An 11,275-nucleotide genomic window follows, 5' to 3' on the forward strand; every position below is an offset into this window, starting at 1 on the left:
CGCGGGAGCGCGCGTTCCACGCTGCGCCATCAGTTCCACGACGCGCCATCTTTTCCCCGACGCGCCTAAGCGCTGTCGACGCCGGTGCATCGGCGCGCCGGCGTTTTCGCACAGCGCCGGAATGCAGGCGCAGCGTCAGGCCGGCCTGCGGCGCCGGGCGGGAAGCCTAACCGCGGGAGATCCGCACCATGTCCTCGCGGGGAACCACCTTGATGCGTTCCCGCACGATGCCGTCGGCGTCCCCGGAGGCGGACCACTCGGCGCCGAGGGCCAGCTCGTGGGCGTCGAGCCGGTTCCAGCCCTCCCAGGTGGTGTATTCGATCCCGCGCTCCTCGAGGAGGTCGATGATCGCCTGCGGGTTCGGGTTCTGCGCCGGGGGCAGGCTCAGCCGGTCCTCGAGCAGGAAGCCGATGGTCTCCAGCGCGTCGCCCTTGGTGTGGCCGATCAGGCCGACCGGGCCGCGCTTGATCCAGCCCGTCGCGTAGATGCCGGGAACGGGGTTGCCCTCGGCGTCGAGCACCCGGCCGCCCTCGTTGGGGATGACGCCGCGGCGGGCATCGTATGCCAGTTCGTCCAGCGGCGAGCCGTGGTAGCCGATCGCGCGGTACACGGCCTGGACCGGGTAGTCGAGGTACTCCCCCGTGCCCTTGACGTTGCCGGTGCCGTCAAGCTGCATCCGCTCGAACTTGATGCCGGTGACCTTGCCGGGGTGGGCGGCGTCGCCTGCTGTTCCATAGATTTCCACCGGGTTGTGCAGGAAGTGCAGGTGCAGCCGGCGCGAGGACGGCTCCGCGGCCTCGGTGTGCTCCTCGACCAGCCAGTTCGTCAGCGTGTTGACCATGGTGCGGATCTGGTTGTTGCTGCGGATCGCCTCGTCGGAGGCCTCGTCGAACTCGAAGTCCTCCGGGTACAGGACGATGTCGACGTCCCGGGCGTGGGAGAGTTCGCGCAGTTCCAAGGGTGTGAACTTGACCTGGGCCGGTCCGCGGCGGCCGAAGACGTGGACGTCCGTGACCGGGGAGTTCTTGAGCGCTTGGTAGACGTTGTCCGGGATTTCCGTCACGAGCAGGTCGTCGGCGTGCTTGACCAGCATCCGGGCCACGTCCAGGGCCACGTTGCCGTTGCCGATCACCGCGATCTCCTTGGCCTCCAGCGGCCAGTCGCGCGGAACGTCGGGGTGCCCGTCGTACCAGGAGACGAAGTCGGCCCCGCCGAAGGACCCCTCGAGCCCGACGCCGGGAATGTCCAGGTCCGCATCCTTGATGGCGCCGGTGGAGAAGATCACGGCGTCGTAGAAGGCGCGGAAATCGTGCAGGGTCAGGTCGCGGCCGTACGTGACGTTGCCGAGGAAGCGGATGTCGCCTCGGTCCAGGACCTTGTGCAGCGCGTTCACGATCCCCTTGATCCGCGGGTGGTCCGGGGCGACGCCGTAGCGGATCAGGCCGTACGGTGCCGGGTAGGCCTCGAAGAGATCGATGCTGACCTCGAAGTCGCCGCCCTTGACCTCGTTGGACTTGGTCAGAATGTCCGCGGCGTAGACGCCGGCCGGTCCGGCGCCGACAATCGCAACGCGGAGCGGACGTTTGGACGTTCTTTTAGGCGAACTTATAGGCGAAGTTTTGGCCGAGTTGGACACCGGAAGCCCTTCTGAGTCTTAGCGACGGCGCCAGCACATGCAGCGCACAATCCCCCATTCTAAATGTCCGCAGGACAGTATGGGCGCCCCGGTGACCGACATCGCAGGGATCCGCTCCCGGCGCCGGACGCCTCCGGGCCGAAAGGCAGGAATAGGGGTCCCGCAGGTGGTGTTATTGATCTTGTGCTTACCCCCGACCGCTCCCCCTCCCCCGCCACCCTGAGCGCTCCGGGCACCGCCGCCCCCGGCGGACGCCCGTCGAAGCGACCGCCGGCGGCCCTCAAGGCCGTGGACACGGACACGACGGCGGGAATCATCTTCGGGATCGGCGCTTACGGCCTGTGGGGGCTGATGCCCCTCTACTTCTTCCTGCTGCAGCCGGCCGGCGCGGTCGAAATCGTGGCGAACCGCGTGCTCTGGTCGCTGCTGTTCTGCGCCCTGCTGATCACCATCACCCGCTCCTGGCGGGTCCTGGGCGCCGCCTTCCGGAACCGCACGCTGATTTTCCCGCTGATCATCGCCGCGGTCCTGATCGCCGTGAACTGGCTGACCTATGTGTACGGCGTAACCACCGGGCAGGCCGTGGAAGCCTCACTGGGCTATTTCATCAACCCGCTCGTCTCGGTCCTGCTGGGCGTGGTGGTGCTGAAGGAGAAACTGCGGCCGCTGCAGTGGGCCGCCGTCGGGATCGGCTTCATCGCCGTCGGTGTCCTGACGGTTTCCTACGGCAAGCTGCCGTGGATCGCCCTGACCCTGGCGCTGAGCTTCGGCCTCTACGGCTTCGTCAAGAAGCGCGTCGGCCCGCGCGCCGATGCGATCACCAGCCTCACTGTCGAGACGATCGTGCTCGCGCCGGTGGCCGCCGCCGCGATGATCGTGCTGGCACTCACCGGGGCAGCGACGCTGGCCGCCCACGGGCCCGGGCACTTCTGGCTCCTCGCCGCGTCGGGCATCATCACCGCCGTGCCGCTGCTGTTCTTCGGCGCCTCGGCCCGGCGGCTGCCGATGACCACGATCGGCCTGCTGCAGTACTTCGCCCCGGTCCTGCAGTTCATCGTGGCGTTGGCCGTGTTCCACGAGCCCATGACGACGGACCGCTGGATCGGCTTCGGCGTGGTGTGGCTGGCGCTGCTGGTGCTCACCGTGGACATGCTGCTGACCGCGCGGAAGAACTCCGTGAACCGGAAACTGGCGCGCGCCGCCGCCTGAGTCAGACTCAGTCCTGAGTCTGGCCCAGGCGGCCGGCGCGCTCCGGGGCTTGTCAGACCCCGGGGCTGACGTGCATCCGTGAGTAGTCGCGCGGGACCACCACCATGGGGACCGGCAGGGCCAGCAGCACCTTGTGGGCGGTGCTGCCGATGAAGAGCTTGTTTTTCTCCGCCAGGCGGGACGACCCGACGATCATGACCTCGCCCTCGTCCCAGTCGATGTCGTCGATCGCTTCCTCAATCGTGCGGCCATGGGCCACTTCGACGGTGACGTCGTGCCCCTCCGGGAGCCGGTGGGCGGCCGCGGTGAGGACAGTATTGGCATGGATGTGCGCCGCGTTGATGTTTTCGCCGCTGTCCCCTTCGGCGTCGAGCTCCACCAGGGACACCAGCCGCAGCGGGACCCCCCGGCGTTCCGCGGCCGTGATCGCGACGTCGATCGCCGCCTCCGCGCCGGGACGCTGGCCCACCGCGAGGGTCAGCCGGGTGATCGGCTCCGTGCGGTGGTAACCCCGTGGTGCGAGCGCCACCGGAATGGGCGAGGCGTGGAGCAGGGCATTGGCCGCGCTGCCGATGGTGTAGCGCTTGAACAGCCCGGCGCTGGCGGCACCGACGACGATCAGGCCGGCCTCGTAGTCCAGGGCCGCATCAATGAGGCCGGCGGCGTGTGAGTCGGCGTGGCGGACATGGAACTTGGCCTCCACGTCCTTGGGGATGAGTGACAGGCCCTCCCGTTCCGCGGTGAGCATCTCCTGCTCCGCGGCGCTGACACCGCTTCCCTCCGGGTGCAGGGCGACGTAGGGGGTCCGCCGGTCCACAACGTAGACCAGGTCAAGCTGCGCGCCCTGGGCCCGGGCCAGGGCGGAGGCCAGTGCAACGGCGTCGGCGCCGCGGTCACTGGGGGTATAGCCAACTACGTATCGCATGTATGAACCCCTTATGGGTCTGTGGCAGAAGCCAGCTTTGCTCCGGGGGTTCCGGGCGACGTCGGCCGGTCTGCGTTCCTGCAGTGGTAGGAACGACTCTAGCCCAGCGGGGCCCCGAATTGGCCGTGTCAGGCCGTGACTTTCGGCCCTGAGCAGGGCCATCATCCGTCCCTAGGCTGGCAGGGTCGAGGGGAGCCCGCCATGGGAGCGATAGACACCCGGAAGATCCGCGCCGCCACACGGAACACCGGGCTGGCGACGGCGGTCCTGCTGCTGGCCCTCACCGCCTGTACGCCGTCCGCACCGCAATCCGGCGGAACCAGCCCGCCCGCCGCCACGTCCACCGCTTCTCCTTCCGCCCCCGCGACCTCGACGGCGACGGCGACGGCGGCTCCGTCCGCGTCCGCCACCGTCCCGGCCGACACGGACGAAACGGCTCCGCCGCATTCGGGCGCCAGGGTGATCTCCTCCAGGATCGTCCTGGACTGGACGTGGCCCGGCCCGGGCAGCCCGTTCAAGGAGACGCATGAGAACCCGGTGCCGATCGCCCCGCCCCCGGCCGCCCCGCTGCCCGCCCTGTACGCCATCGGAGCCGGGTCGCACCCCGCGGAAACTCCGCCCTACGACCAGATGAGCTTCCGGTTCCTGGGCGGGTTCCCGAGCTACGAGATCGAGTTTGTGCCTGAACTGATCGCCGACGGCAGCGGCCTGCCGGTTGACATGCCCGGCACCGGCGCCATCCTCAAGGTGGTCTTCCGCGGCGCCCAGGCGCACACCGAGGACGGCACAGCCAGCACCATCACGCGCGAACCGGGCCCGGCGCTGGGCTACCCGGCGCTGACCAGCTACGCCGCGGCCGGGGACTTCGAGGGCGTCGTCAGCTACGGGATCGGCGTCGGCCGGCCTGGGGATCCGGTGCCGGAGACCAAGGTGCGGGTCTGGGAGGTCGAGAAAATCGAGCGCGGCCAGGTCGTCTACGTCGTCGCGGTCCAGCTCGACGCCAGTTTCTGGAAATAGCTCCCGGAAAACTACAGGGGCTTAACCCAGCAGAGCCGCGGACGGTTTGTCCGCGGCTCTGCTGGTGTCAGGCATTTGTCAGGCGTTGGCCTTGATAGCCGCGGCCAGGACCTGGAGGCCGTCCAGCAGCAGTTCGTCGCTGATGACCAGCGGCGGCAGCAGCCGGATGACGTTGCCGTAAGTGCCGCAGGTGAGGATGATGACACCCTCCTTGAGGCAGGCCGCGGCGACGGCCTTGGTCAGCTCCGGGTTCGGCTCCTTCGAGCCGGCCTGGACCAGTTCGATCGCGAGCATCGCGCCGCGGCCGCGGACGTCGCCGACCACGGGCTGCTCGGTCGCCAGTTCGTGCAGCTTGCCGAGGGCGAGCTCCTCGATGTGCTTGGCGCGGGCGTTGAGGCCGTACTGTTCCATGGAGCCGATCGACGCGAGGGCCGCGGCGCAGGCCACCGGGTTGCCGCCGTAGGTGCCGCCGAGGCCGCCCGGGTGGACGGCGTCGAGCAGGTCAGCGCGGCCGGTGATGGCCGAGAGCGGCATGCCGCCGGCGATGCCCTTGGCCATCGTGATGATGTCCGGGACGACGCCCTCGTGGTTCACGGCGAACCATTCGCCGGTGCGGCAGAAGCCGGACTGGACCTCGTCGGCGATGAAGACGACGCCCTTGTCCCTGGCCCAGGCCGCCAGCGCGGGCAGGAATCCCTCGGCGGGGACGATGAAGCCGCCCTCGCCCTGAATCGGTTCGATGATGATCGCGGCCACCTGCTCGCCGCCGATCTGCTTCTCGATCATGGTGATGGCGCGCTTGGCGGCCTCGGCACCGGTGATCGCCGGGTTTTCCTCGCGGTAGGGGTAGCTCATCGGCATGCGGTAGACCTCGGGCGCGAACGGTCCGAAGTTGGTCTTGTACGGCATGGCCTTGGCAGTCAGCGCCATGGTCAGGTTGGTGCGGCCGTGATAGGCGTGGTCGAAGGCGACGACGGCGTCCCGGCCGGTGGCCAGGCGGGCGACCTTGACGGCGTTCTCGACCGCTTCGGCGCCGGAGTTGAACAGCACGGTGCGCTTCTCGTGGTCGCCCGGGGTGAGGCGGTTCAGCTGCTCGGCGACGGCGACGTAGCCCTCGTAGGGCGTGACCATAAAGCAGGTGTGGGTGAAGTGCTCCACGGCTTCCTTGACCGCGCCGACGACGGCGGGATCGGAGGCGCCGACGCTGGTCACGGCGATGCCGGAGCCGAGGTCGATGAAGGAGTTGCCGTCGACGTCGTGGATGATGCCGCCGTCGGCGTCGGCGACGAACACCGGAACGGTGGACGCGACGCCGGCGGCGACGACGGCCTTGCGGCGCTCGGTCAGGGCAATGGACTTCGGGCCCGGGAAATCGGCCTGGACGCGGCGCTTCTGCTCAAGACGGTAGGTGATGTCATTCGCGGTGGTGGTCATGGAAAAGCCTTTCTTGCTGAATGGGGCCACGCCGGCAGGGTTCCCTGGCGGAGCGAGGTGAGGGAGCCGGTGGGACTATGCGACGGCGTTATGCATCTAATGCAGACATGACGTGCTTGATGCGGGTGTAGTCCTCCACGCCGTACATGGAGAGGTCCTTGCCGTAGCCGGACTGCTTGAACCCTCCGTGCGGCATTTCGGCGGTGAGGAGGATGTGCGTGTTGATCCAGACGGCGCCGAAGTCCAGGTCGCGGCTCAGGCGCATGGCCGTGCCGTGGTTGGTGGTCCAGACGCTGGAGGCGAGGGCGTAGTCGACGTCGTTCGCCATCTCCACGGCTTCTTCCTCGGTGCTGAACTTCTGCACCGTGATGACCGGGCCGAACGTTTCCTTCTGGACGATGTCATCGCTCTGCTTGGCGCCGGTGACGATGGTCGGCTCGAAGAAGTAGCCCTTCTCCCCCGCCCGGTGCCCGCCGGTCTCGATCTTGCAGTTCGCCGGGAGGTGCTCGACGACGGACGTGACCGCCTTGAAGTGGTTGACGTTGTTCAGCGGGCCGAAGTAGTTGTCCTCGTCGTTCTGCGAGCCCGTGTGCAGGGTCTTCGTGTGCTCGACCATGGCGGCGACGACGTCGTCGTGCACCGAGTCCTGGACCAGGACGCGGGTGATCGCGGTGCAGTCCTGGCCGGCGTTGAAGAAGGAGAACTCGGCGATGGCCGCGGCGCTCTTCTTGATGTCGGCGTCGGCGAACACAATGGCCGGCGCCTTGCCGCCGAGCTCCAGGTGCGCGCGCTTGAGGCCCTTCGCGGCACCGGAGGCGACGGCGATGCCGGCCCGGACGGAGCCTGTGATGGACACCAGTCCCGGGACCTTGTGCTCCACCATCAGGGCGCCGGTCTCGCCGGTGCCCAGGACGACGTTGAACACACCGGCCGGGAAGATCTCGCCGGCGAGGCGGGCCAGCACGAGGGTGGACTCCGGGGTGGTGTCCGAGGGCTTGAGCACCACGGTGTTGCCCGCTGCCAGGGCCGGGCCGATCTTCCAGATGGCCATCAGGAACGGATAGTTCCAGGGCGCGACCTGGGCGACGACGCCGATCGGTTCGCGCCGGACGTAGGAGGTGTGGCCCTCGAAGTATTCCCCGGCGGACTTGCCCTCCATGATGCGGGCGGCGCCGGCGAAGAAGCGCAGCTGGTCCGCGCCGGCGGCAACTTCCTCGGAGGCGATCAGGGACCGGACCTGGCCGGTGTTCCGGTGCTGGGCCTCGACGAGTTCGTCGCTGTTGGCCTCGACGGCGTCGGCGAGCTTGAGCAGCATCAGCTGGCGCTGCCCCGGCGTCGTGTGCTTCCAGCTCTTGAAGGCGTCCTTCGCGGCGGTCATGGCGGCGTCGACGTCGGCCTGACCCGAGACCGGCGACTTCGCCACGACGTCGCCGTTGGTGGGGTTGACGATGTCCAGGACCCCGGTTCCGGCCGGAGTGACAAACTCGCCGTTGATGAAGTTTTGCAAGGTTTGAACCACGGTGTACAACCTCTTTCGCGCTGAAATAGGACCCAATGAGACTGCTCCGAGCCTATGCCAGCCGGTCAACCCCGGGGAATAGTCACCTGCACACCGTTGACGCCATATTTTAGTGCGCTTGCCCAGCCCCCGGTTATCCTGAATCCATGGCCATTTCACTTGCCGCCCTGCTGGGGGTGCCGTCCCTCAAACTCGCCAAAGCCGGCCTCGCGGAGACCACTTGGCACCAGGACATCGTCTGGGTGGCCGTCACCGAACAGGAGGACCCGCAGCGGTTCCTCAACGGTGGCGAACTGGTCCTCACCACAGGCATGCGGCTCAAGAGCGCCCCGGAACAGCGCCGCTTCGTCCGCCAGGTCCAGCGCGCCGGTGCGGTGGGCATCGGTTTCGGGATCGGCCTGACGCACGACGCCGTGCCGCCGGCCCTGATTGCCGAGGCCAACCGCTGGGGGCTGCCCGTAGTGGCGGTGCCGTACGAGACGCCGTTCATCGCGATCGGCAAGCTCGTCGCCGACGCCCAGTCCGCGGACCACTTCACCAAGCTGGAGCGGCTGATCGCCGGGCACCAGATCCTCGCCCGCGCCCTGCTCACCGGCGGCGGCCTCGCCGAGCTCCTCAAGCACCTCGGGTCGATGCTGCGCACCGACATCGTGCTGACCCAGTTCACCGCCCAGCTCTACAACAGCGTGCCCGGCCATCCGGCCCCGAGCGCGGACGGCTGGGCGTCCTTCCCGATTCCCACCGGCCGCCGCGACGCGTGCACGCTGTGGGTGCGGCAGCCCTTCGAGGATTCCGGGATCGTGGGCTACGCGCAGAACCTGATCAGCGTCGAGCTCAACAACATGGTCAAACAGCGCCAGTCCCAGCGGGCCCTCGCCGGGCAGGTCCTCGAGGACGTGATCCACGGGACCCTGGAGCCGAGCGAGGCCACCCGCCGGCTCGCGGGCATCGGGGTCAACAGCACCCGCCGGAACGTCGTCCTGCTGGCGGAATCCGCCGCGCACACCAAACAGCTGGGCACCTCCTCCCTGCCGCAGCCGCTGGAAAAGGCGGTGAGCGCCGTCGTCGGCAAGGATCTGGTGGTGGTGATCCCCGACGACGGCCACGGCGCCAGTGCGCTGGCCCGGAGCCTCAGCGATCATCTGGCCGAGGCCGGGATCCACGCCACGATCGGGATCGGCGGCGCCTACACCAAGCCCAACGGGCTGCGCTGGAGCTACTTCGAGGCCCGCGACGCGGCGAGCCACGGCCTGCCCGTGAACGAACCGGAGCGGCTGAGCCTGACCTCGCTGCTGCTGGCCAGCGAGGATGTGCCGCTGGCGGACATGGCGAACGAGTCCCTCAACCCGCTCCGGAGCTTCGATGCCGCCCATGGCGCGGAGCTGATGGCGACGCTGGAGAGCTACCTGAACAACAACGGCTCGGTGGCGGCCGTGGCCGAGGAGCTCACGCTGCACCGGAACACGGTCCGCTACCGGCTGGCCCAGATCACCGAGCTCACCGGCTACGACCCGGCCCAGACCGCGGACCGCGTGCAGCTGTGGCTCGCGCTGGCCGTGCAGCGGCTGAGTGCCCGCCACCCGCGCTGACGCCAACGCTCTGCAGGACGCCGCTGAATCAGCAATGAAGTCATAGGATCTGCGGGCGGCGGGTCCAGCTACAACACCAGGAGACCGTCCGTGAGCGATGTCCTGAGCCGCTGCACTTCAACCCCCGAAGGCCACGCAGCGAAGCCGCCGTTGTCGAAGAGCAGATTCAGATACGACACAAACGACACGTCGCCCTCGGCGACGAAAACGGCGTCAGCTCCCGCATCCGGGATCCGGAATCCGTAGGGCACTCCGCCGCTCACATTGGCTTTGTGCAACCGATCAGGTGCCACCGGCAGCACGAACCCCCCGACGGCCGAGTCCTGTGCGGCCTCCTCCACCCACGCCCCATACTCGCTGACAAAAAAGTCAGAGATCGACACACCGGGATACCGGGTTCCCTCCAGTTCGATCACCAGCGGGTCCGCCCCGGACGACTCGCTCCAGTCCGGATGCGTGCCCACCAGCCACACATCGCCAACCAGTCGAAGCCAGGACGACAGAACCAGCGGGACCGGACCGAACTCAGCCTCGAGCCACTCCAACAACTGGGGAGCGGCGGCGCCTGGTGGCCGGAACGGAACGACCGGAGTTCGCTCGTCGTCGTTCGAATGGAATGTATAACCCTGCAGCTGAAGGCGCTGCACAACCAGTCGGATATTGAAACGGGCCCGCAGGGCCATTTCGTCGCACACGGCCTGCGCCTCGGGCAACACCTCCGGATCACGCACGGCCGAGCCCAGCCTGTCCATCTCCGACCAGACACGCTCGCGATCGCCTTTCCGGTAGCGCTCAACCCATCCCTCGTACCTCATGAACAACGATTATTGCGCAGGCACCGGTACGAGCACGTGAGCGCCGTCGGCTCCGGCCCGGCTGCTAGGTCCCAGCGAAGTCGTCCCCTACCTCCAATAGGGTCTTAGTGCCGTAGACCCGGGACGAAGCCGCGGTCAACACTGGGATTGGCAGCACGCTGTACGAGAGTGCCCGTGAAGAGTCTGCGCCCTTCCGCCCGTCCCGCGGACGACAGGGCTGGTCCCCTCGGATGTCGGAGTGCGGTTGCCTGATTCGCCCTAGGAAGTACCCGACTAGGAGGCCGATCGTGGGCAAAAAGAAGAAAAACAAAAACGGCACCGAGGACCCGCCCCGGACGAAGATGCCCCGCAAGGAGTACGAGGCGGAGATGGCCAAGCTGCAGGGAGAGCTGGTGGCCCTGCAGGAATGGGTGAGGTCCACCGGAGCCAAGATCTGCATCGTGTTCGAGGGCCGGGACACGGCCGGCAAGGGCGGCACGATCAAGCGCATCGTCGAGCGGGTGAGCCCTCGGGTGTTCCGGGTGGTGGCGCTCCCCACGCCGACGGACCGGGAAAAATCCCAGATGTACCTCCAGCGCTACATGGCCCATTTCCCGGCGGCCGGCGAGGTCGTCATCTTCGACCGCAGCTGGTACAACCGGGCCGGCGTCGAGCCCGTGATGGGATTCTGCACCCCGGAGCAGACGCAGAAGTTCCTCAACATGGCACCGCTGGTGGAGAAAGCGATGGTCGACTCCGGCATCATCCTGCTGAAGTACTGGCTCGAGGTCAGCGCGGACGAGCAGACCCGGCGGCTCCAGAGCCGCATGGACGATCCGCGCAAGACCTGGAAGCTCTCGCCGATGGACCTGAAGTCCTACAGCAAGTGGTACGACTACTCCCGGGCCAGGGACGCCATGTTCGCCGCGACCGACACCGCGTGGGCACCGTGGTTCGTCGCGAACAACGACGTCAAGAAGCGCGGCCGGCTCAACATCATCAGCCACCTGCTGACCCAGGTGCCCTACGAGCCGTACCCGGGGCTCGACGTCGAACTGCCGAAGCGCCAGAAGCCCGGCGACTACCAAGAGCCGACGCTCGCGGTGCGGCGCGTCCCCACCCAGTTCTGAGCCGTGCCGTGATGAGGAGGAA

The 11,275-nt window shown here is 67.9% G+C and carries 9 protein-coding genes; 4 read left to right on the forward strand and 5 right to left on the reverse strand.

Features of this window, described 5'->3' with window-relative positions:
- Positions 1 to 166: 166 nt before the first annotated feature.
- On the reverse strand, positions 167 to 1,636 hold the full coding sequence (locus tag AC06G6_RS15570; protein ID WP_479823473.1) for an FAD-dependent oxidoreductase: 1,470 nt from the start codon (positions 1,634 to 1,636) through the stop codon (positions 167 to 169).
- Positions 1,637 to 1,810: 174 nt separating this feature from the next.
- Here AC06G6_RS15570 and rarD point away from each other — a divergent pair, with 174 nt between their 5' ends.
- Positions 1,811 to 2,845 carry an EamA family transporter RarD gene (gene rarD, locus AC06G6_RS15575; RefSeq protein ID WP_479828713.1) on the forward strand — a complete coding sequence of 345 codons (1,035 nt, stop codon included), beginning with the start codon at positions 1,811 to 1,813 and terminating at the stop codon, positions 2,843 to 2,845.
- Positions 2,846 to 2,897: 52 nt separating this feature from the next.
- On the opposite strand, the gene AC06G6_RS15580 is transcribed toward rarD, so the two are convergent.
- The gene (locus tag AC06G6_RS15580) at positions 2,898 to 3,770 is read right to left on the reverse strand and encodes a universal stress protein (protein WP_479823475.1); all 873 of its coding nucleotides are present in this window, start codon (positions 3,768 to 3,770) and stop codon (positions 2,898 to 2,900) included.
- Between the two features lie 201 nt (positions 3,771 to 3,971).
- Between AC06G6_RS15580 and AC06G6_RS15585 the strand changes: the two genes are divergently transcribed.
- Positions 3,972 to 4,787 carry an AMIN-like domain-containing (lipo)protein gene (locus tag AC06G6_RS15585; RefSeq protein ID WP_479823477.1) on the forward strand — a complete coding sequence of 272 codons (816 nt, stop codon included), beginning with the start codon at positions 3,972 to 3,974 and terminating at the stop codon, positions 4,785 to 4,787.
- A 78-nt stretch (positions 4,788 to 4,865) separates the two neighbouring features.
- Here the strand turns inward: AC06G6_RS15585 and gabT are convergent, their stop codons facing one another.
- On the reverse strand, positions 4,866 to 6,221 hold the full coding sequence (gene gabT / locus AC06G6_RS15590; protein WP_479823479.1) for a 4-aminobutyrate--2-oxoglutarate transaminase: 1,356 nt from the start codon (positions 6,219 to 6,221) through the stop codon (positions 4,866 to 4,868).
- Between the two features lie 88 nt (positions 6,222 to 6,309).
- Positions 6,310 to 7,740 (reverse strand): gamma-aminobutyraldehyde dehydrogenase, encoded by a 1,431-nt coding sequence (locus AC06G6_RS15595; protein WP_479823481.1) that lies wholly within the window; start codon positions 7,738 to 7,740, stop codon positions 6,310 to 6,312.
- Positions 7,741 to 7,886: 146 nt separating this feature from the next.
- Between AC06G6_RS15595 and AC06G6_RS15600 the strand changes: the two genes are divergently transcribed.
- A complete protein-coding gene (locus tag AC06G6_RS15600; RefSeq protein ID WP_479823484.1) occupies positions 7,887 to 9,329 on the forward strand; it encodes a PucR family transcriptional regulator in 1,443 nt (480 codons plus the stop codon).
- 68 nt (positions 9,330 to 9,397) lie between these two features.
- Here the strand turns inward: AC06G6_RS15600 and AC06G6_RS15605 are convergent, their stop codons facing one another.
- Positions 9,398 to 10,144 carry a hypothetical protein gene (locus AC06G6_RS15605; protein WP_479823486.1) on the reverse strand — a complete coding sequence of 249 codons (747 nt, stop codon included), beginning with the start codon at positions 10,142 to 10,144 and terminating at the stop codon, positions 9,398 to 9,400.
- 287 nt (positions 10,145 to 10,431) lie between these two features.
- Here AC06G6_RS15605 and ppk2 point away from each other — a divergent pair, with 287 nt between their 5' ends.
- Positions 10,432 to 11,253 (forward strand): polyphosphate kinase 2, encoded by an 822-nt coding sequence (gene ppk2 / locus AC06G6_RS15610; RefSeq protein WP_479823488.1) that lies wholly within the window; start codon positions 10,432 to 10,434, stop codon positions 11,251 to 11,253.
- Positions 11,254 to 11,275: the final 22 nt, after the last annotated feature.

The sequence above is a fragment of the Arthrobacter sp. CJL-S3 genome, from assembly GCF_056711635.1.

Coding starts and splice junctions, on each gene's coding strand:
- AC06G6_RS15580 (WP_479823475.1), bottom strand. CDS start 3,770: ATGCGATACGTAGTTGGCTATACCCCCAGTGACCGCGGCGCCGACGCC.
- AC06G6_RS15585 (WP_479823477.1), top strand. CDS start 3,972: ATGGGAGCGATAGACACCCGGAAGATCCGCGCCGCCACACGGAACACC.
- gabT (WP_479823479.1), bottom strand. CDS start 6,221: ATGACCACCACCGCGAATGACATCACCTACCGTCTTGAGCAGAAGCGC.
- AC06G6_RS15600 (WP_479823484.1), top strand. CDS start 7,887: ATGGCCATTTCACTTGCCGCCCTGCTGGGGGTGCCGTCCCTCAAACTC.
- AC06G6_RS15605 (WP_479823486.1), bottom strand. CDS start 10,144: ATGAGGTACGAGGGATGGGTTGAGCGCTACCGGAAAGGCGATCGCGAG.